This is a genomic window from Bacillus cereus group sp. BcHK124 (genome assembly GCF_027712065.1).
In the GTDB taxonomy this organism is placed as follows: domain Bacteria; phylum Bacillota; class Bacilli; order Bacillales; family Bacillaceae_G; genus Bacillus_A; species Bacillus_A pacificus.
The window spans coordinates 245164-265251 of record NZ_JAQFPJ010000002.1; the positions used below are offsets into that span (position 1 = coordinate 245164).

The following is a 20088-nucleotide window of genomic DNA, read 5'->3' on the forward strand; positions in this document are numbered from 1 at the left end:
TTTCTCATACGTGGGCGCTTACTACGAGCTATTGTACATATTCACTGTTATAATGAGTATTATTAAAATACTATATTAATATATTCTTCATTATACATGAATTTCCCTTTCAAAAAGTGACAAAAAATTTAATTCTTTCAAAATTTATTTTTTAAATTATAATTATTATAACTACTTTCATATTTTCCCAGAAAGGTTGTGTGCTTATTGCAAAAACGCTCATTGACTTACTATTTAGGATCGAAAATATGCATTACTCTAGCTGACATCGTATACGTAATGATTATTACAACTCATATGTATATCACAACGAAATCAGCTACATTAACTGCTCTTTTTCCATTATTACAAGTTATAACTAATCTTATAACAAATACATCTGCACCACTTATAATGAATCGTTTTCCATCTTATTCATTACTTTTTACACTGCAGTGGATAAAAACTGCTCTATTATTTTTATTAATGATATTATTCCCGATCCTTTCCACAAACATTGTAGTACTATTCATTTTCATTTTTTTCATTTCATTATGTAGTGGCTGGAGCGCTCCATTACTATACGGTATTCTTCCGCGCCTTACACCGAAAGAAAAATTAGTAAAAGTAAATAGCATTTTTTCCTTTTCCACACAAATTGCACAAGCCGCTGCTTATTCATTTACAAGTGTTATTGTGCTTCTTATCGGTGCTTCTTCTACACTCATGATGAATAATATTTTGATGATTTTCGGATGTGTTGCACTACACTTTTCATTACGTTCCATACATACTGAACGAGTAATAGAGCCTTCTTCTTCAAAAGGTGATACTTTATTGGAAGGTTGGAAGCTCTTATTTCAAAACCCTTCTCTCCGTACTGTTACATGTATGGACTTAATTGAAACTTTTGCAGGGACGATATGGATGGGTGCTATTACGATGGCTTATGTAACAACTGTCCTTCATAAAGGAGAAGAATGGTGGGGATTTATTAATACAAGTTATTATGTTGGGACGTTAATTGGCGGTCTATTAGCGTGGAAAATGAGTACATACATTCAAAACAATTTAATACGCTCTATGGCGGTAGGCTCTCTTCTGTTTAGTATTCTTACATTTTTATATGGTATGACAAGTAGCGGCTTTATTGCGCTTTTTCTGTGCGTTCTAATGGGACCATGTTATCAAATTAGAGATATTTCTCAAACAACAGTTCTACAATCAAGTGTCGCTCCTTCTTTACTATCAAAAATGTATACAGCTCATGGTGCTCTTCTTTCGACAGCTTCTGGTCTTTCTATGCTGAGTGTTGGCATTATTACCGACTTGTTCGGTGTTCGTACGATTTATATTCTCGCTTCAATCCTTATATTGTGCTCTGCTTGTTTATCATTTAACTTATTAAAATATGATAAGACAAAGCAAAAAAACATGTCACTTTAATGAACAAAATAAATAGGACAGGATTTCCTGCCCTATTTATTTTATTTATGATAAGTTAGGAGATTTCCGATGCTTTGTCGCTTGTTCAAAAGCGTATGCGAGTTTAATTAAAGTCCCCTCACGAAAAGCAGTGCTTGCAAGCGTAATTCCAAATGGTCTCCCGTTATCCATATATCCCGCAGGTATTGCTATAGACGGATAACCTGCTTTCGCACATATAGTGGAGCCTATATAAGAAGGGAACAGAATCGCATCAAGATTATATTTTTTCAGTGCAAAATCAATGCCTTGTTCTTGTGAAAAATATATATCTTCTAATCTTGCATTTAAATATTGTGGATTTCTTAACGTATTAGGAAAATCTTTTCTTCTTTCTAACTTAGTTTGTCCATATTTCAGAGCTCTTTCTGCTATGTTTTCATTAAACTCCATTAACTCTGAAATAGAATGGACTGGTATAGTAGAAGGCAATTTCGAAAGATAGTTATCTAAACTATGCTTTAATTCATAGAGCGATACACCCCAGCTCCATTCTCTATGAAAAGACGGAATATTAATATCCTCTACTACTGTCGCACCCTTACTACGTAATACTTCAATTGTTTCCTTAAACAAATTCTCATCATACTCACCAGATTTATAATAATCTTTTGGTGCGTTGTTATATACACCAATCTTTGTTCCATTTAAACCGTTAACCTCCAAATACTTTGTATAATCATGTTCTGCTATCCCTTCACTTTTACGAGTAGCTACATCTTTCTCATCTATCCCTGTTAAACTCCCTAGCAAAATAGCGGCATCTGTTACTGTTCTAGCAAATGGCCCCGCTGTATCTTGCGAATACGTAAACGGAATAATGCCTCTACGACTAATTAAACCAACAGTCGGTTTAATACCGACTACAGAGTTTTGAACAGCTGGACTCAAAATAGAACCATCCGTTTCTGTTCCAACCGATATTACTGTAAAGTTAGCAGCAACTGCTATGGCAGATCCTGTACTTGAGCCACCAACAAACATATCATCCTCACCCGTACCGTAAGGGTTTATTGTTTGCCCACCTCTCGCACTATATCCAGCCCACATTTCAAATGACATTGCATTTGCTAATTCTGTCATATTTGTTTTCCCTATTATCACTGCTCCTGCTTCTCGCAGCTTCGTAACGAGAAATGCATCTTCACTACTTATATTTTGTTCTAACGCAATCGTACCTGCACTTGTATGCATAGAGTCATTCGTTTCAATATTATCCTTAAGTAAAACCGGTATACCATGTAATGGACCTCTTATACCTTTAATCTTTCTTTCATAATCTAACGCTTCAGCAATAAAGATGGCATCTGGATTGATTTCTAAAATAGAATTAATTTCCGGTCCATCTTGATCATACTTTGCGATTCTATGAAGGTAATACATAACTAGTTCTTTTGAAGTTAACTTTCCATCTTCCATCGCTCTTTGTATATCATGAATTGTTAATTCTTTTTGTAGTAGTGTATTGAACTGAATCTCCATTTTCATTCTCCTTCTATAAACCTTTATTGATAGCATGTCTCTATTACTTTTTCATTTTCTCCGCTCCTCACATATACAACTACAATCCCTCTATAAGAATTCAACTTACCGATGTAAAAACCTTTTATTTCCTGAAAAATAAAAAAAGTCTGAAACGAATTAACTTCCGCTTCAGACTCTTTTATTATTTTACATATACCTTATCTAACAAATGTAAAAACTCACCTTGTTTCCCCGCTAATTCAGGGCATTTTGCAATATCAATCCATTCGTAGCAAAATACTAAGCCTTCATCTTCCTCACCGGCACTGACAATATGTTCCCAACTATCTTTTACATCTGTTAGTAATGTTACGTGGAAGAAATGACGTTTTTGATATTCCTTTTTTTCTTTCACATGTATGATGTAATCAGCTAGGAATCGTTCTATGCATAAATGACGTAACCCAGACTCTTCTTGTACTTCACGTAAAATCGCTGCTTCTAGCGTTTCCCCTTCGTCAACTGTTCCCCCTGGCACTTGTATACCAGCTTCAGGTGTATCACGATGTTTAAAAACAAGCAGTTGCATAGCTCCTTCTTTTTCTCTTGTCACATATGCGTGTACTTTCTTCTTATATAACACCGCCATAATCCTTCTCTCCCCTCAATTGTTCACTGCGCTACTTCTTCAAGTGTCAGTTGATTTTCATATAAATATGTAGCTTGTGGATTTCCCACATACCTCACGTGCCATGGTTCAAATCGATAGCCCGTAATCGATTCTTTCTCTTTTGTATATCGAATGACAAAACCAAATTTATGGGCATTTTCAGAAAGCCACTGCCCTTCTTTCGTTTCACCAAAAATTGTCTCTAACTGAAACTTAGCAGATTGTGATGTGATATCCATAGCTAGTCCTGTTTGATGTTCACTCGTTCCAGGAACTGCACTCGACATTGCCGTTTTGGCTTCTCCATCTTGTTTTTTATACATTGTATTTAACGCTTTTTGCCGATCAAAAGATCTAAATCCAGAGACTGCAAATAAGAAAACACGCTCTTTATCCGCTTGCTGAAACATCTCCTCAAGCGCACCGGCTGCCTCTTTCCTCATTTTTTTCTTTTCTTGATCACCTTCACTAGAGTAGCGCACTTTCGGAATAACTAAATCTGGCGGTCTATACCCATCTGGTAAACGCCTACTTTTATTCACAAGCACAAGCATTGAATTCGGATTACTAATTACCGCAATATCTCCATCCATATTCGCAATCGTTTCTTTCGCTTTCGGAAATATGTTATTTACATTCACCTCGCGCGCTTGCTTATCCTTATACATTTTATAATTGATTCCCGCTACTCCAACAATGAGTATCGCCGCTACGATACCAAGTAGTATCCATCTTTTTTTCATATAACGACCTCTTATTTTAATAATTTGGCCATTTCATACTCATCGATGTTCTCTCCATCGATAATAAGAGCAGCTCTTTTGACACCTTCCTTCTCAAATCCAGCTTTTTTATATAGTGCCTGAGCTCTTGTATTGTGGGCCATTACCGTTAATTCTAAACGCCATACATCATGTAATCTTGCCCACTTCTCGACCTCTTTAAACAATCTAGTCCCAATACCTTGCCCACTATACTCTTGCAAAATCCCAATTACAATACTTGCTACATGTCTCTTTCTTTGAATATGATTTCCATTCACTAAAATAAACCCTACTATTCTCTCTTCTTCAACTGCTACCAATATTGTTGCATATTTATTTTCTACAAAGCGCTGAATCATTTGCTCTTGTTGCTCGGCTGTGAATTTCCTTTCTCCTGGTTCATACAACATAAATTTTGTTTCTTCATCTAATTGCTTACTTAATTGCAAAAATGATGCTGCATCTTCTACTTTGATTTCCCTAATCACTTCAATCACCCTACCAATTTCATAATAAAAAGCTTTCCTTGTAAAAAGATTTTCTCTACTTTCCCGAAAATCCCTTTGTAAATCTCCCAGTATAATTTGACAAATTTCGATATTACTATAACATCGACAAATTATGTCTATTCTGTGACGCATCATTAATTACAAAAAAACGCAAGCATTACACTCACGTTTTTTCAGACTCTCGCATTCATTTCTGTTTCACTTTATCCATTCACTTTTTCTGCTTGCCAGAAATATTCACCAAACGCTTTAGCTAGCGCATCAATCGATCGATTTAGTTCTTCCTCTGTATTATCTACGCCACCAACTTCAATTAATATCGCTTGTCCTGACAAATCTTGATTGTAGACACCATTTCCTGTTTGAAATCCTTTTTGAATGACACCACGACTAACGCCTGGATATTTTTTACTAATCGTCTCATGTAAAGCCGTTGCTAATTGCAAGTTTTTTTCATAGTTTTTGTTACCTTTCCCTACTACAAACGCAAGCTTCGCATATGATTTATCACCGATTATTTTTGTCGTGACATTTTTCCGAGCACTATCACGATGTAAATCAAAGAAGTATTGTAATTCTTTATTGCCGGCCATTGCTTCTTGTACAATTTCCCGTGAGATTTTATAAGAACTATTACTATTTAACCCTTTACTAATCAACTTTTGACCAACATCAGTCTTGTCGTTAGTTGCTCCGATTCCTTCATTTGCTAATTGTTCACGAAATCGGTCGCCGACTATTGAAATATTCGTTACGGAACTTGTGGCTTTATTCGGATTTGGATCATTTGTTAAATTCAATAATGGCAAATAAGATTCCCAGCTATGCGAATGATAAATAAATGCAACTTGTCGTTTTCCTGTCGTTTGAGCTGGTTGCTTTTTCTCTTTATTCGTATCCGGCTTTTGAGCCTGTCCACCTTCTCCAGTCCGTTCTTTTACTACTTCTTCAAGTGGAACGCTCGACTCTATAGGCAAGTTAGAATAATTTGTTCCTTCCCCCGCAATAACAATTTCTGTATCGTACTTACCGAAACCAGGTAGCTCTTTGCCGACAAAACTGCGTACATCGTTAAAACGAATATTCGTAGCCATAGAAAAGAGAAACGAAGATATTGAAAAATCTTGATTTAAATTTCGATATTCCTGTGTAAAATAATGATTCTCTTTCCCAAGAACGTACATGTAACCATTCATTGATAACTCATTTAACCAATTATATAAATACGTTGACTTCGTCTCTTTCATAGAGGTTACCATCATACTAATAAGAAAAAAAGTCGCTAGTACTGTAGCAATAATAAATAATACTAACTTACGTACACTCGTGAATTTCACATAAAAAAAGCCTCGATTCATACTATCACCTCTCTATTTCAAGTTATGTACAAGCTCTAGAGAATAGACCGTCTAAATTCAGGCTATATTGTTAATGAGGTGAAATGAATTGAAACTACTAATAGGAACACTACCCGTTGTACTATCATTTATTTTTTATTGGCTTGCTAAGCATCCTACCATCCGTGTTGCGTTACATATTTCAGCATATCTAGCACTTTATGTACTCGGTACAATCATTTCTATTCATATATATGATGTTTTAATACAAGACTTAGTTTTTATGACAAGTATTCATGGGATTTTACTAAATCCATTTTTTCTTATATCAGGAGCGTATATAGGGATATACACTTTGTACCTACTTTTGTCCTACATTATTACAAATATAGAAAATGGAGCGTAATGAAATGCAACCACCGTTCATCTGTCATACATGCAAAAAAAGAATTACGCGAAAGAAAGATCTTATTACTACCACATGGTACTTCCGCTTTTATGTATTTCATAGTGATTGTTTTAAACGACAGCAAGTTTTTATCTCACGATTTATCCCTGTGAATACACTTATTAATTTCTTTCTTATTATATATGGGCTGATTGTTGGTAGCATTCTTATGACTGCAGAGCCATCTATCATTTGGCTTGTTTTCTTACTTCCAATTTTATATCGGTTTCTTTCCTATTATTATGTTGAACGCTTTTTCTCTAAATGAAAGTTAGACTTTCCTCTAGGAATACTTAAACATTCCCACTCATTTTCTTTTAACATTTTACCGATGTAAATCATTTGTCCAATATGCAAAGCATAATGAGAAATTTGTCTTTCAATTGCTTGCATGACAGTATGTGCTTCACCGCGAATATATACCGTCTGCAATAAATGTTCTGGCGTTAGCGCATTCATCGTTTTAAAAACATATTCCCAACCTTCATTCCATGCTGCGAGTACCTCTTTCTTAGAAGAATAACCACCTTCAAATTCAGCATCTCGGTTACGATCTATTTTTTCACCGTCAGATGTTAAAAAATCCGTCCATCTAGAACGCATATTACCGTGCAGATGCTTAATTATAATTGCTATGCTATTTGTTGCTTCATGAGAAGACCATTCAATCTGTTCATATGATAATTGTGAAAGCACCCGTTCCCCTTGTTTCTTTGTTGCTTCAAAATTCGAAATGGCACACTGTACGTATTCGCATCCAATATCCATGTTCCCCCGCCTTTACATTAACTAATTTTTGTTCCATTTGGTAATTCCATATTAGGCTGCAGTAATACAACATCACCCGCTTCAGGTACTCCTCCTAAAACAAGCACTTCTGATTTAAATCCAGCTACACGTTTTGGCGGGAAATTTACAACAGCAACGATTTGCTGACCGATTAAATCTTCTGGGTTATATCTCTTCGTAATTTGAGCACTTGACTGCTTCATTCCAAGCTCTCCAAAATCAATTTCTAGTTTAATCGCTGGAACTCTCGCTTCTTTAAATTCCTCTGCATGTGTTACAGTCCCAATCCGTAAATCCAAAGTTAAAAAATCTTCAAAATTAGCCATTTTATCACTCCTTTCATTTATTACTTAGACAAAACAAAAAAATCCCCTTTAAAAAAAGAAAGGCGCCTAAGCACCTTTCTTTTGTAGTTCACTTGATTCATTTGATTTATAGAAGAAGAAACCGAGGATCCCGCCAATACATGATGGGATTAACCATCCTATTCCTTCTTTATATAATGGTAACATTTGTAGTACGTTAGAAATCGCGTCAATTTTAATCTTCGCACTTTCTAAACCGTTAAAGAAACTAATTAACAACGCACCTAAAATAGCTCCAATATAAATGGTATTACGCTTCCCAATCCATTTATGGAAGTAAGAAAGTACAATTAATACGATTGCAACTGGATAAATGATCATTAATACTGGTAAAGTAACTGCGATTAATTGCGTTAAACCTAGGTTAGATACAATTAAACTAAATACACATACCATTGTTACAATCGTTTTATGCGAAAGTTTTGGGAATAAGTTTGTAAAGAAGCCAGCACAAGCTGATGTTAATCCAACAGAAGTTGTTAAACAAGCAAGTACAATAACAAGTCCTAATAAAATTTTACCACTTGTTCCATATAACTCATTTACAACATTCGTTAAAATAAGTCCACCATTCTCTGATACCCCAAGTGATGTACTTGTTGAACCAAGATAAGCAAGTGATAAATAGATTAACGTTAAACCAAGTACAGCGATAATACCTGATACTACTGTTATTTTTGCAATTTGATTACTCTCTTTTATTCCTTTAGAGCGGATAACTTGTACAACTACAATTCCAAATACAAGCGCACTAATTGCATCCATCGTTAAATATCCTTGAATAAATCCACCAAAGAAAGCATTTTCCTTGTATGCCTCTAGCGGTGCAGCTGGTTCTCCAATCGGATCAACAATTGCCTTTCCGACAATTACAGCAACAATTAATACTAACAATGGTGTAAGAAATTTCCCGAACCAATCCACTAATTTTGATGGATTTAAAGATAAATACCAAGTTATTCCGAAGAAAATTATAGTGAAAAGAAATAGCATGTACCATTCGGAAACTAATGCCTCTGATAAAAATGGCTTCATACCCATTTCAAATGAAACGGCTCCCGTACGCGGAATCGCGAAAAAAGGTCCAATCGCTAAATAACTAATCAATGGGAAAACAAACGCAAATATAGGGTGAACTCTAGAAGATAGCGCTTTCAAGTCCCCCTCTACAAACGCGACAGCTGTTACAGCTAATAGGGGTAATCCGACTCCCGTTACGAGGAATCCAATTGTAGCAACCCAAACATTCTCTCCAGCTTGTTGCCCTAAAACTGGTGGGAAAATTAAATTTCCTGCTCCTAAAAATAGTGCAAATAACATTAATCCAATTGCTACCGTATCACCTGGCCTTAAACGTCCCTTCATGCTTTTCATTTGCATAGCACTTTTTCATTGTTTATCTCTATTTTCACAATATGCTATGCATCCTCCTCTCTGTTCAAGCTGATAAAATATGCCCCTTACAAAGCAGTGTCTTTCTCCATAATTTCTCCAGTCCCCTTACTTTTACTCTAATTATTAATTTTTGATTTTTTTGAATTTTTAAATCATTAGAGTGGTATTGCGTGGAGTATAGTTGTCAGACCTCTTTGTTTTTATCACACATATAGTAACATATTTAGTTGAAAAATAAAAACATATTTTCAAATTGACTTTTTTGAAAATCAAAATTATCTACATTTTTTATTCTTTTGCACAAATATTGTTTCAGACTCACTTATTATCCTATCGTTATTTTCAAATAATTTTATACACGTAACATAACAAAAGCCATCCAACATAATTAGACGGCTTTTGCATATTATTCTATCGTTTCAACTTCACGTGGATTTTTCATCTCTTCCACATACACCACTCTAAATCCGTGATCTTCTAAATCTTTCAATAACGTCTCTAATTCACCATCGTTAAACTCTTCTCCTAATGTAAACATAATTCTACGAACTAATAAGGCATCGTTATCAAAAGTCATTAAACTTTGGATACCTGTATATTTTTTTAATACTGTCGATAATTTTTGAATAGCCCCATTATAATCTTGTGTCCCAATCATGACAGAATATTTACTAGAATGAACGCCCCAGGCATCTTCTAATAGCTCAAAAACCTTTTTATGCGTTAAAATCCCAAGAAAGACTCCTTTTTCATCAACTACTGATAAATAAGGTAATTTTTTTATTGTAAAAAATACTTTAAAGAACGAAGAATCTTCTCTGACATATCCTTCTTTATCGTTTAATAATCGTAATACATTTTCTTCCAGAGAACCTTTATATTCTAAAATATCTACTTTATATATATTCCCTAAATATTTCTCTTTTTTTTCATCTAAAACTGGTACACAACGATAACCAGTTTTATTTAAATGTTCTAGTGCTTCCCCTATCGTAATTGAACTTGAGCAAAATAAAACTTCCCTTTTCGGCACATAATTCCCTTTAATCCTCATAAACAGCCTCCTTATGTTAAAATACTTTCTGTGCCATAACTATATTATATTTTCAGAAAAAAATAAATGATTTATTTTATTTTTCTGAAAATTATTCATTTTCTTGTCATAATTTATTCACCTTTCATTCAATTCTATCCACTACAATACTAAACTTCTTTAAGAAAAATATATTGTAACTTACTCCGAAAAAAGCTAAAATAAGAATAAGAATTTTCTGAATATTCAAAGAGTAGGTGGTTACATGTCTTTATTGCGCTCACATATATATAAATTTATCGTTGGTGTTCTCATTATATTTATCATTAGTCCTATTCCAGCTTTATTCATTACACATAAATACTCATACATCACCGGCTTTATAAGCATTTTCCATAACTTCGCACAACTTTCTTCGATGACAATTCCAAAGATTGATTGGATGCACGAATCTATCTTTTTCTCAGCAAATCAGATGGTACATACTGCTAATCAATCAACACCGTTATTCCCTTACATGTGGGAAATATATTTTTTATCGATTGTTCGTTTTACCTTTACTCTTGCAATCGGATTCTTCATCAGCTTAGGGATTGGCCATTTATTTTTTAAAGCACCTCAATCGGTTAAAAAGTTCACTTCTTTATTAAGATGGATTCCTTATTCTTTATGTACTGTATTATTACAATGCGCAGTCTTATTACTACTCCTATACATCACAAAATTTATAAAGATTCCTTACTACTCATCTTTTATCATCGTTTGTAGTACTTCCATGATTATCGTTATGCAAGCAATAAAAAAATGGATTCCTTTCTTAAGTAATACAAATGAATATGAAATAAAACAAGCTTCTTTCCTTGTAGATACATTGTTTTTAGCGCTTACTTCGAATCATAAATCTATTTTAGGTTCCATTATTCTTTCATTCGTTTTTATGGAATGCGTTTTTCACGCAAGTGGACTATTGCAATTTATCGTTCAATTCGGCGGAAATGCACCTATTATTGTTACAATTAGCTTATTACTTTTGTATATCCCGTATTGTATACTCTCATTCCTTCAAACGCTATGGACGACAAACCACTTTAAACAACAATCATACGCTTTAACGAGAAGTATTCCAAAACCTTAATTTGAAATAACCCTCTAGAATCTGAAAGTAGAGGGTTATTCCTTTTGTATAGCGGACAAAATAACAGCAAATTCAAAAACCATTGCAGAAACATACCAATATTTACCCTTTTTCTTTGACTATTCTTTTCATTTGGATTTATTATAAAAGTATAACATAATTGCAGGAGGTGACATCTTTATTCCAAACGACGGAATAGAGAATACACTTGGACATATTAAATATTTTTCTCATCTTTATACTTATCCTTATTTCCGGCTTTTTCGTTGCATCAGAATTCGCTGTTGTAAAAGTACGAAAAAGTCGAATTGATCAGCTTGCAAATGAAGGAAATAAACAAGCCTTAGCTGCAAGAAGTGTCATATCCAATTTAGACGTTTATTTATCAGCTTGTCAGCTCGGGATTACAATTACTTCTTTAGGGCTTGGTTGGCTTGGTGAACCGACTGTGGAACATTTACTACGACCACTCTTTGAAAAAATTAATATTACTGGAACAATGGCAAATACTTTATCCTTTATTATTGCTTTTAGTGTGATTACATTTTTCCATGTTGTATTAGGTGAATTAGTTCCAAAGTCTTTTGCAATTCAAAAAGCAGAAGCAATCACACTTAAGTTTGCACGACCACTTATTTTATTTGATAAAATTATGTACCCGTTCATTTGGTTACTTAATAGTACTGCTATCTTTTTCACAAAACTACTCGGTTTAGAACCTGCGAAAGAAAATGAACTTGCCCATTCTGAAGAGGAACTACGACTCATTTTAGGTGAAAGTTTCAAAAGCGGCGAAATAAATCAAACCGAATATAAATATGTAAATAATATTTTTGAATTTGACGACCGAGTTGCGAAAGAAATTATGGTCCCTCGTACAGAAATGATTTGCTTATCTACTGAAAATACGTTAGAAGAAAATATGGATATCGTCGCAACTGAAAAGTATACACGCTACCCTATCATCGAAAAAGATAAAGATGATATTATCGGTATGATCAATACGAAAGAAGTATTTCATGATCAAACAAAAGGCATTCATAAGCCACTTGAATCTTACATACATCCAGTACTAACTGTATTTGAAACTGTTCCAATTCGCAAAACGTTAGTTCATCTACAAAAAAATCGCGTTCAGATGGCAATCGTTATGGATGAATATGGTGGTACTGCTGGACTTTTAACAATGGAAGATATTCTTGAAGAAATCATTGGGGAAATTCAAGATGAGTTTGATGCGGATGAATCACCTATGATTGAAAAGCGTACGCCTAAACTTACTGTTTTAGATGGAAAAGTACTTATTTCTGAAGTAAATGATATGTTTGGCTTACATATTGATGAGAGCGACTTAGATACAATCGGAGGCTGGCTATTATCGCAAGCCGTTGACGTAAATATTGAAGCTGGCTACTCCATCGAATATGCCGGTTTTCAATTTAAGGCATTAGAACTTGATGGACATCAAGTCAAAAAAATTGCTGTACATAAATTAGATATAAAAAAGGAGCTATAAAGTGACAGTATTATTAACAATCTGTATCATTGCCTGTTTCATTGTTTCATTTCTCGCCTTTATTTATCCTATCATTCCAGGCATCCTCGCTGTCTGGGCTGGATATTTCATTTACCATTTCGGTATAAATGGCGGAGAACTAACAACTTCCTTTTGGATTATTCAAGTCATTTTCACACTATTCATTTTCGTTGCTGATTTTATTGCAAATGGATATTTCTTAAAAAAATACGGAAGTTCTAAATGGGGAGAACGTGTCGGTATGATTTCTATCATCGTCGGATCTTTCTTTTTCCCACCATTCGGTTTAATTATCATACCGTTCTTATCCGTATTTATTACAGAACTCATGCATAAAAAAGCGCCAAAAGACGCCTTTCTAGTAGGAGTTGCTACTGTAGTTGGTTTTTTAAGCAGTACAGTAGCGAAAGCCATTCTCCAAATCATTATGATTATTATATTTGTATGTTATATCGTCTTTTAACCATCCCAATTTCGGGATGGTTTTTTAATAGGAAATACCTACTCGGCTATTCTCATATTTGTTTTCACTACACAGATTCCACGTAAATTGCGCTGTATCACCAACTGTTATTTTTGCTCCTCCTTCTGGTAATACATCTTTTTCAGTTCGATATATACCTGTCACATCACCGTCAATTAAATGCGTCGGACAAACGACCGTCCAGCATAAATTACTACTACTAAGTATCTTATATGCAGCTAAATGATCTTCTGCTGCTGTTGTCGACTTTCTCTTTGATTCCGTTGATTGAAAACGATATAAATTTAGATTTGTTCTTGCTTGTAAAATACCGGCTGTTCCTATTGTAATGATTTTACGAACTCCTTCTTCTTCCATTTTCTTTATAATTTGTGGCATACTCTTCGCTAACGTCCCATTTTGATCCGTTCCAAGTGCACTAATTACTATATCGCTTCCTTCTATCGCTTTCTTTATATCATTTTCATTTAATACATTACCTTCTATAACTCGTAATCTTTCATGATTTATTTCTACTCTACTTGAATCACGCGCTAATGCATTCACTTCTGCTGAATCTTTTAATGCTAATTTAATTATGTTTGAACCTACTCGCCCTGTTCCTCCCAATATACATACTTTCATTTGTTTTCCCCCTCTTTCATTCTTTCTCTATTTTTCAATAATCTCAATCAATTTACAACAAAAAAGCTTCCTCACATAAAAGAGGAAGCTCTATTATTACATTATTTCTTTTCTTTAGAATCCGTAGACTTCTCAGTTCCACTTGTTTCTTTATCCTTTTTATCCTCTTGTTGTGTTGTTGTATCGTCTTCTTTCTTCTTGTCCTCACCTTTACTACAACCTACCATTAATAAAGAACTTGCAAGTGCCATAGCAGTTAATGATTTAACCCATTTGTTCATTTGCGTTTCCTCCTTTTGATAGAATATGTACAATCCCATATTACTCTCTATTTTTAAAGGAAAGATTGAAAAATAGTAAATAAACGGTAAATATTTGTAAATTTTCTGATAATAGATATGTACATATAGTCATTTTTTCTCCACAAAAAGTAAAAAACTAAGGCGCCTATCTTTCCGCCTTAGTTTCTTATGCAAACTTCTCCTTTTCATATACATGTTTAATCTTATACTCTTTCTTCACGACATATTGCCATACACTATAGGCATAACGATTCATTTTCAGGAAGCAGTTTTCTAAAAACGAGCGAAATTCTGGATTTGCAACTTCAACTGCCACTTGAGCAAACTTTAACGCTAACCGTTTCAAATGCGAAATATAACAAGTTGCAATATAAATATCACCTGTATATTTACTATCAGTTTCCTTTTCCATTTCATGAAAATGAAATGAAATTGGTTCACAAGTTATATGCTGTACGTTCTCTCCTTCTTGAAAATTCACTTGTTCATTATATGCTTGCAACATATATGGTAAATGATGCTGTAATAGCTCCTTTAATTCTTCGTCTCTTACCTGTCCTGTATACTCCCCAACCTTATATATAAGCATATAACTATACCTCATCAATTCTTTCATACAATCCATGAAAGTGCCTCCCTACTTTTTGTCTATATGCTATAAATATGATGCTATAACATTTGCTATTCTTGCTAAAAACCAATCCCATTTACTAATTTTCTCAAAATCTTCTTCCGAAAATCTTTTTGATTTATGGAAGTCTTCTTTTAGTCGATCCCATACGTCAGCAACAACTGTTTTATCATATACGACACAATTAGATTCACAATTTAAATAAAAACTTCTATTATCAAAATTCGCTGTACCTATATCAACAATTTCTCCATCAATGATTGTTACTTTCCCATGAAAAAAACCATTCCGATATTGATAAATCTCCGCTCCAGCATGGTTCATCTCTCTCAAATACGGGTAGGCAGCTTGTTTTAACAATACTGCATCACTTTTAAATGGTACGAGAATTTTCACATTGACACCGCGGTTTAATGCACCTTTTAACTCTTTCATCATTTCTTTACTTGGTACAAAATATGGTGTAGCAATAATTAAAGACTTTTTAGCCTGCTTTAAAAGCGCTCCATATTTTTCCCATAACCCTTTTCCGTCTGAAAATAAATATTGATATTTTACATTCCCTATTGCAGGTAAACTTTCATGTACAGACATTTTTTCTCCCGTATCTTCTTTCCAGTCATCAGCGAATTTTCTTTCCATATCCGTGGCACCATTCCCCTTGACTCGTACATGATAATCACGCCATGGACCAAATTTCGGATCTTGTCCAAGGTATTCCTTTCCGATGTTAAAGCCGCCGATATATGATAATTTTCCGTCTATCGTAACAATTCGTCTATGATTTCGTTGATGCAACGAATAGAATATGTGTTTTAGTTTAGGCTTTTTACTAAACGTAAACTGGACACCATTGCTTTTTAGTTGACGAATTATCTTTTTCTTCAGCTTATATCCACCTATTCGATCGACTGACAATTTCACTTCTACTCCACTCGCTGCCTTTTTCTCAAGCAACTGCAAAAACTCTTTGCTTATTCCATCTTTACCTACAATATAAAAATGGATATATATGTATTTTTCCGCATTGCGTATATCCTCAAATAATTTTGTATATAATTCTTCACCGTTCGTATACAGTTGAAATTCACCCAATCGAACTTGTCCTAATTCATATTCACTAGCCATTTTTTTCCCCATTTCCACATCGATGTTCATCCAAATGAATACACCTATTACACAAAAGATTACAACGGAAAAGTGTTTCATGGATATTTTCCTTTCTCCACTTACTGTTATTTCTATATCTTCCCTTTTTTAATACAATATCATTCAAGAAAATATGTCATTGCATGATATATGTCCATATCAAACGATAGCTCATTTGCATATTGTATGTTGTATCTTAAAATAAAAGGAGGAAATAACAATGGGCTTCGCACATGGTAATGGATTCGCGCTATTAGTCGTATTATTTATCCTCTTAATCATCGTCGGTGCTGCTTGCTTCTGCTAAGTAGTTACAGTCATATGATATGTGGATGAAAAAACTATAAAAGCGGACACCTATTGTTAGGTGTCCGCTTTTCATATGAAAAACATTTCAGTCCGTTATAATACCTTTAACGACTTAATATTCAACTTAAAAAGTTAGTAATGTGGCTACTTTCTTACTCTCCGCCTTACGTATATGACGTTGTTCTGCACGCAATACCGCAATGCGATGTAATTCTTTCTCTTCTTCTGTTTCAGGAATTACTCGAGGAACTGGAACTGGATTGTTCTCCTTACTAAGTGCAACAAAAGTAACAAATGACGTTGCTGCGATGCGCTTCTCACCTGAAATTAAATCTTCTGCTACTACCTTCACAAATACTTCCATAGACGTTCTACCCGTCCAAATTACAAAGGATTCATAACTCACACAATCGGTAGAACGAACAGGATGTAAAAAATCTACCCAATCCATAGATGCTGTGACGCATTCTTTTCTTGCATGCCTCGTCGCTGAAATAGAAGCAACCATATCCATCTCGGCTAATATCTTTCCACCAAATAACGTATTATGATCATTTAAATCTGTTGGAAATACTCGGCTCGTTTTGAACACCCTTGATTCATTGGCTGTTTTCCCCTTTACTTCTGTCATTGTTATCACCCCTTTAATGATGTATCCCTAATATCTCAATAATCACTATACTAAATGAACTACACGTTTAATATTAACAACATTCAGAACTCTTAGTCCATAAAAAAGAACCGATGTTATCAATCGGCTCCTCTAAATACATATTGCTCTTTCGGTTGTTCAACTTTATTCCATTTCGTTACTTCTAAAACAGGAATGTTCGCATGGAATGGCTGATAAAATTCCGTTGATATTTCTCCTTCAACTTGAATCCAATCATCATTGGTCCATTCTACCCCTTCTGGCTTTTTCACTAACATACCATATACACCAGAATCCGCTACACAATGTATAATACCGAAACGGAATAAGAAATATTGTTCTTTTTTAGAAGAATCATCTTTGAAAACAAACCCTTTAAAAGATAATTTCTTCCCAGTAAACTCGCCAGGATAATTATAAATTGTTTCCATCCCTTTTAAGAAATCTTCATCTTTTAAAGCAATACTATCTTTCGTAACAAACTCTTTTTTCCCTTTTTCCATTACACCACGATATCCTTCTTTCCCGTAATAAATGCTCGTATCAGGTCTTAGAAATTGCCTTGTCATAAATGGATCTTTACTTTCCGCTTGTGCTACTGGAAAATGAAACCCTTTTGCCTTAACAATATCTGAATCTAACGTTGCAATCGGGAAAAATAAACCTGAGACTATCGGAAAACAAAACAATGTGTACGAAAATGCTTTTTTCCACCAAGTATTTTCATCTTTCGAATGATCATGCCCACAATGGCTATGATCACAACCACAATTATGCTGTTCTCTTTCTTTTTGATGTTCTTTTTGGAAAACGATTATAATTTGAACAACAGTTAAAAAACCTAATATAATAGCTGCTGTTTTTGATAAGTAGGCATACTTCATATTAATATACTTCGTAATATTACCTGAAATATGAAGCTGCGCGATTAAGATTGTAAAACCTAATAATATATATGCTCGAAACATAACCTACCACCCCATCGCATAAATGAGTAGTGAGCTTGCATAAACAACAAGTGTAACTGTAACTGTAACGACAATTACAAATTTTGTTTTAAATGTCGCAAGCATCATAAACATATTTTTAATATCCACCATCGGTCCATATACGAGGAACGCGACAAGTGATGCTGTTGAAAATGTACTTTGGAATGACGAAGCAATAAATGCATCTGCTTCTGAACAAAGTGATAAAATGTAAGCAAGTCCCATCATAACAGCTGGTGAAGAAAACGGACCTTGTCCTATAGCAAGAAGTGTTGAAGTTTGTACGAACGTTTGAACTGCTGCTGCAATTAACGCACCTAATACTAAATATTTCCCCATCGAGAAAAATTCCTCAACAGCATGCGTACATACATCCCACATTTTTTTACGTAATGGACGCTTATGATTCACTTCTGGGAAGTGATCATCTCGTAATTGATGTTCTTTAAACATAAATGATAATATAATTCCAACGATAATTGCTACGATAATCGCTACAATAGAACGATACCATACCATGTGCATACTACTTCCAAAGGCAACGTATGTTGCAAATAATACGACTGGATTAATGATTGGTCCAGTTAACATAAATGCAATCCCGGCATATGGCGGAACCCCTTTTCCGATTAATCGTCTTACAATCGGAACAATTCCACATTCACAGCCCGGAAACATCATCCCTAAAAAAGTAGCCATTAAAACAGACAGAAATCGGTTTTTCGGCATCCATTTTGCTACCATATCTTCTGTAACAAACATTTGAATGAATCCTGAAATAAATACACCAATGAGCACAAAAGGAAGTGCTTCGATCAATATGGAGATAAAGATTGTATTCATTTGCAGGAATGCTTTCGGTAATTGAAACAATTCCATGATGTATTTCCTCCAACTTTTCATTAACAATATGTAATTTTAACCCTATTTCATTAATTGAACAAGACTTATGCGAAATTCCCCTCTATCATATACATTACATTTCATAAGCTATATTCTATTCAAAACTTTCGATTTCATAGCAAAAAAGCTGCTCTAGCGCAGTTATATAACTATGCTAGAGCAGCTTTCTTATCGTTAAAAGTAACGTTTCTTCCAAAAAACAAATGCTAATGTGAAAGATAGTGTTACACATATTATAAGTACAATTACAAAACCGTGCGCTTCCCCTTCAAACGGAACTTTTACGTTCATTCCAAAGAAACTAGAAACCATCGTTGGTAACGATAAAATGATTGTAATAGACGTTAACAGTTTCATAACACTATTTAAGTTATTTGATATAACGGAACTAAAAGTATTCATCATTCCACTTAAAATGTGACTATATATTTCCGCCATTTCAATAGCCTGTTTATTTTCAATTAATACATCTTCTAATAAATCTTGATCGTCTTCATACATTTTTAAAAATGTACTGTTACGCATTAACTTTTGAATTACGATTTTATTCGCCTTTAATGATGTTGTAAAGTAAACTAAACTTTTTTCAAGACCTAGCAATGTGAAAATCTCTTTATTTTTCATCGACTGATTTAATTGATGCTCTAAATCAATTGTTTTTCTGTTAATTTGCTTTAAGTATCTTAAATAATAAGTAGAAATCGTATATAAGAGCTGAAGTGCAAATCGTGTCTTTTTAAACGTATAAAATTCTTTAATACGTTGATTAATAAAACGTTCAAATATTGGGTTTTCCTCTAAACAAATTGTCACAAAACAATCTGGCATAACAATCATACCTATTGGAATCGTGTCATAAATCGAATTTCCTTCTTCATCATGTCTAACTGTTGGAATATCCACGATTATTAAAGTATTACTGTCTTCCTTTTCAATACGAGAACGTTCTTCGTCATCTAAAGGGTCTTTAATGAAATCTAAGTCTACATTTAAAGTTTGTACTAGATATTGAATTTCTTCTTCCGTTGGATGAAGTACATTAATCCAGCAACCCTTTTGCATTTCCTCAATCTCTTGTAGTTTTCCGTTTCGGTCTGTTAAATAAATATTTAACATACTATCACCCCGATTCTTT

24 protein-coding genes are annotated in these 20088 nt (G+C 34.1%); 7 read left to right on the forward strand and 17 right to left on the reverse strand.

What is annotated here, in order from left to right:
* Nucleotides 1-198: 198 nt before the first annotated feature.
* A complete protein-coding gene (locus tag PDK19_RS06350; protein ID WP_074615106.1) occupies nt 199-1425 on the forward strand; it encodes an MFS transporter in 1227 nt (408 codons plus the stop codon).
* Between the two features lie 45 nt (nt 1426-1470).
* Here PDK19_RS06350 and PDK19_RS06355 read toward each other — a convergent pair whose 3' ends face one another.
* The 5 genes from PDK19_RS06355 to spoIIP all read right to left on the reverse strand — a co-directional run bounded on the left by PDK19_RS06355 (nt 1471) and on the right by spoIIP (nt 6229).
* Nucleotides 1471-2946: an amidase family protein gene (locus tag PDK19_RS06355; RefSeq protein ID WP_270706764.1), complete on the reverse strand. Its 1476-nt coding sequence runs from the start codon at nt 2944-2946 to the stop codon at nt 1471-1473.
* 184 nt (nt 2947-3130) lie between these two features.
* A complete protein-coding gene (locus PDK19_RS06360) occupies nt 3131-3577 on the reverse strand; it encodes an NUDIX hydrolase (RefSeq protein WP_270706765.1) in 447 nt (148 codons plus the stop codon).
* A gap of 23 nt (nt 3578-3600) precedes the next feature.
* Nucleotides 3601-4341, reverse strand: coding sequence for a M15 family metallopeptidase (locus PDK19_RS06365; protein WP_000747655.1), 741 nt, complete (start codon nt 4339-4341; stop codon nt 3601-3603).
* An 11-nt stretch (nt 4342-4352) separates the two neighbouring features.
* The gene (locus PDK19_RS06370; protein WP_000617584.1) at nt 4353-4850 is read right to left on the reverse strand and encodes a GNAT family N-acetyltransferase; all 498 of its coding nucleotides are present in this window, start codon (nt 4848-4850) and stop codon (nt 4353-4355) included.
* A gap of 224 nt (nt 4851-5074) precedes the next feature.
* Complete coding sequence (gene spoIIP / locus PDK19_RS06375; protein WP_001079295.1) at nt 5075-6229, reverse strand: stage II sporulation protein SpoIIP; 1155 nt, start codon at nt 6227-6229, stop codon at nt 5075-5077.
* A gap of 88 nt (nt 6230-6317) precedes the next feature.
* Here spoIIP and PDK19_RS06380 point away from each other — a divergent pair, with 88 nt between their 5' ends.
* Together PDK19_RS06380 and PDK19_RS06385 are read left to right on the forward strand one after the other, a co-directional pair.
* Entirely contained in the window at nt 6318-6614 is a 297-nt protein-coding gene (locus PDK19_RS06380; protein WP_000770751.1) for a hypothetical protein, read from the forward strand.
* 4 nt (nt 6615-6618) lie between these two features.
* Entirely contained in the window at nt 6619-6924 is a 306-nt protein-coding gene (locus PDK19_RS06385) for a hypothetical protein (protein WP_033677760.1), read from the forward strand.
* Here the strand turns inward: PDK19_RS06385 and PDK19_RS06390 are convergent.
* The 4 genes from PDK19_RS06390 to cbpA all read right to left on the reverse strand — a co-directional run bounded on the left by PDK19_RS06390 (nt 6897) and on the right by cbpA (nt 10259).
* Nucleotides 6897-7424, reverse strand: a complete 528-nt coding sequence (locus PDK19_RS06390; protein ID WP_014893806.1) for a DUF1572 domain-containing protein — start codon at nt 7422-7424, stop codon at nt 6897-6899. The two genes, PDK19_RS06385 and PDK19_RS06390, sit on opposite strands and share 28 nt — an antisense overlap.
* Before the next feature lie 17 nt (nt 7425-7441).
* Nucleotides 7442-7771, reverse strand: coding sequence for a chaperone CsaA (gene csaA / locus PDK19_RS06395; RefSeq protein ID WP_001263033.1), 330 nt, complete (start codon nt 7769-7771; stop codon nt 7442-7444).
* A gap of 66 nt (nt 7772-7837) precedes the next feature.
* Nucleotides 7838-9175: a branched-chain amino acid transport system II carrier protein BrnQ4 gene (gene brnQ4 / locus PDK19_RS06400; protein WP_073569329.1), complete on the reverse strand. Its 1338-nt coding sequence runs from the start codon at nt 9173-9175 to the stop codon at nt 7838-7840.
* 436 nt (nt 9176-9611) lie between these two features.
* The gene (gene cbpA, locus PDK19_RS06405) at nt 9612-10259 is read right to left on the reverse strand and encodes a cyclic di-AMP binding protein CbpA (protein WP_049113683.1); all 648 of its coding nucleotides are present in this window, start codon (nt 10257-10259) and stop codon (nt 9612-9614) included.
* A 244-nt stretch (nt 10260-10503) separates the two neighbouring features.
* Here cbpA and PDK19_RS06410 point away from each other — a divergent pair, with 244 nt between their 5' ends.
* From PDK19_RS06410 to PDK19_RS06420, 3 genes are all read left to right on the forward strand, one after another.
* Nucleotides 10504-11373 carry a hypothetical protein gene (locus PDK19_RS06410; RefSeq protein WP_000055298.1) on the forward strand — a complete coding sequence of 290 codons (870 nt, stop codon included), beginning with the start codon at nt 10504-10506 and terminating at the stop codon, nt 11371-11373.
* Nucleotides 11374-11581: 208 nt separating this feature from the next.
* Nucleotides 11582-12889: a hemolysin family protein gene (locus tag PDK19_RS06415; RefSeq protein ID WP_000353720.1), complete on the forward strand. Its 1308-nt coding sequence runs from the start codon at nt 11582-11584 to the stop codon at nt 12887-12889.
* Nucleotide 12890: 1 nt separating this feature from the next.
* Nucleotides 12891-13373, forward strand: coding sequence for a DUF456 domain-containing protein (locus tag PDK19_RS06420; RefSeq protein WP_000217327.1), 483 nt, complete (start codon nt 12891-12893; stop codon nt 13371-13373).
* A gap of 24 nt (nt 13374-13397) precedes the next feature.
* Here PDK19_RS06420 and PDK19_RS06425 read toward each other — a convergent pair whose 3' ends face one another.
* From PDK19_RS06425 to cls, 4 genes are all read right to left on the reverse strand, one after another.
* Complete coding sequence (locus tag PDK19_RS06425; RefSeq protein ID WP_014893809.1) at nt 13398-14018, reverse strand: NAD(P)-dependent oxidoreductase; 621 nt, start codon at nt 14016-14018, stop codon at nt 13398-13400.
* 101 nt (nt 14019-14119) lie between these two features.
* Nucleotides 14120-14299 (reverse strand): hypothetical protein, encoded by a 180-nt coding sequence (locus tag PDK19_RS06430; protein ID WP_001045960.1) that lies wholly within the window; start codon nt 14297-14299, stop codon nt 14120-14122.
* Between the two features lie 187 nt (nt 14300-14486).
* On the reverse strand, nt 14487-14945 hold the full coding sequence (locus tag PDK19_RS06435) for a spore coat protein (protein WP_000340557.1): 459 nt from the start codon (nt 14943-14945) through the stop codon (nt 14487-14489).
* A gap of 30 nt (nt 14946-14975) precedes the next feature.
* Entirely contained in the window at nt 14976-16160 is a 1185-nt protein-coding gene (gene cls / locus PDK19_RS06440; protein WP_270706770.1) for a cardiolipin synthase, read from the reverse strand.
* Nucleotides 16161-16320: 160 nt separating this feature from the next.
* Between cls and PDK19_RS06445 the strand changes: the two genes are divergently transcribed.
* Entirely contained in the window at nt 16321-16407 is an 87-nt protein-coding gene (locus PDK19_RS06445; RefSeq protein ID WP_000505094.1) for a YjcZ family sporulation protein, read from the forward strand.
* A gap of 126 nt (nt 16408-16533) precedes the next feature.
* On the opposite strand, the gene PDK19_RS06450 is transcribed toward PDK19_RS06445, so the two are convergent.
* The 4 genes from PDK19_RS06450 to PDK19_RS06465 all read right to left on the reverse strand — a co-directional run bounded on the left by PDK19_RS06450 (nt 16534) and on the right by PDK19_RS06465 (nt 20069).
* Entirely contained in the window at nt 16534-17040 is a 507-nt protein-coding gene (locus PDK19_RS06450; RefSeq protein ID WP_000141171.1) for an acyl-CoA thioesterase, read from the reverse strand.
* Nucleotides 17041-17159: 119 nt separating this feature from the next.
* The gene (locus PDK19_RS06455; RefSeq protein ID WP_000488036.1) at nt 17160-18029 is read right to left on the reverse strand and encodes a TIGR03943 family putative permease subunit; all 870 of its coding nucleotides are present in this window, start codon (nt 18027-18029) and stop codon (nt 17160-17162) included.
* A 3-nt stretch (nt 18030-18032) separates the two neighbouring features.
* Entirely contained in the window at nt 18033-18929 is an 897-nt protein-coding gene (locus PDK19_RS06460; RefSeq protein ID WP_000418724.1) for a permease, read from the reverse strand.
* Between the two features lie 198 nt (nt 18930-19127).
* The gene (locus PDK19_RS06465) at nt 19128-20069 is read right to left on the reverse strand and encodes a magnesium transporter CorA family protein (protein ID WP_000932390.1); all 942 of its coding nucleotides are present in this window, start codon (nt 20067-20069) and stop codon (nt 19128-19130) included.
* Nucleotides 20070-20088: the final 19 nt, after the last annotated feature.

Excerpts from the sequence above, each read along its gene's own strand:
- PDK19_RS06430 (WP_001045960.1), bottom strand. The coding sequence starts at position 14,299 with ATGAACAAATGGGTTAAATCATTAACTGCTATGGCACTTGCAAGTTCT.
- PDK19_RS06390 (WP_014893806.1), bottom strand. The coding sequence starts at position 7,424 with ATGGATATTGGATGCGAATACGTACAGTGTGCCATTTCGAATTTTGAA.
- spoIIP (WP_001079295.1), bottom strand. The coding sequence starts at position 6,229 with ATGAATCGAGGCTTTTTTTATGTGAAATTCACGAGTGTACGTAAGTTA.
- PDK19_RS06425 (WP_014893809.1), bottom strand. The coding sequence starts at position 14,018 with ATGAAAGTATGTATATTGGGAGGAACAGGGCGAGTAGGTTCAAACATA.
- PDK19_RS06450 (WP_000141171.1), bottom strand. The coding sequence starts at position 17,040 with ATGACAGAAGTAAAGGGGAAAACAGCCAATGAATCAAGGGTGTTCAAA.
- PDK19_RS06365 (WP_000747655.1), bottom strand. The coding sequence starts at position 4,341 with ATGAAAAAAAGATGGATACTACTTGGTATCGTAGCGGCGATACTCATT.
- PDK19_RS06360 (WP_270706765.1), bottom strand. The coding sequence starts at position 3,577 with ATGGCGGTGTTATATAAGAAGAAAGTACACGCATATGTGACAAGAGAA.
- PDK19_RS06455 (WP_000488036.1), bottom strand. The coding sequence starts at position 18,029 with ATGTTTCGAGCATATATATTATTAGGTTTTACAATCTTAATCGCGCAG.
- PDK19_RS06385 (WP_033677760.1), top strand. The coding sequence starts at position 6,619 with ATGCAACCACCGTTCATCTGTCATACATGCAAAAAAAGAATTACGCGA.
- PDK19_RS06355 (WP_270706764.1), bottom strand. The coding sequence starts at position 2,946 with ATGGAGATTCAGTTCAATACACTACTACAAAAAGAATTAACAATTCAT.
- cbpA (WP_049113683.1), bottom strand. The coding sequence starts at position 10,259 with ATGAGGATTAAAGGGAATTATGTGCCGAAAAGGGAAGTTTTATTTTGC.
- PDK19_RS06465 (WP_000932390.1), bottom strand. The coding sequence starts at position 20,069 with ATGTTAAATATTTATTTAACAGACCGAAACGGAAAACTACAAGAGATT.
- brnQ4 (WP_073569329.1), bottom strand. The coding sequence starts at position 9,175 with ATGAAGGGACGTTTAAGGCCAGGTGATACGGTAGCAATTGGATTAATG.
- PDK19_RS06445 (WP_000505094.1), top strand. The coding sequence starts at position 16,321 with ATGGGCTTCGCACATGGTAATGGATTCGCGCTATTAGTCGTATTATTT.
- PDK19_RS06435 (WP_000340557.1), bottom strand. The coding sequence starts at position 14,945 with ATGGATTGTATGAAAGAATTGATGAGGTATAGTTATATGCTTATATAT.
- csaA (WP_001263033.1), bottom strand. The coding sequence starts at position 7,771 with ATGGCTAATTTTGAAGATTTTTTAACTTTGGATTTACGGATTGGGACT.
- PDK19_RS06410 (WP_000055298.1), top strand. The coding sequence starts at position 10,504 with ATGTCTTTATTGCGCTCACATATATATAAATTTATCGTTGGTGTTCTC.
- PDK19_RS06460 (WP_000418724.1), bottom strand. The coding sequence starts at position 18,929 with ATGGAATTGTTTCAATTACCGAAAGCATTCCTGCAAATGAATACAATC.
- cls (WP_270706770.1), bottom strand. The coding sequence starts at position 16,160 with ATGAAACACTTTTCCGTTGTAATCTTTTGTGTAATAGGTGTATTCATT.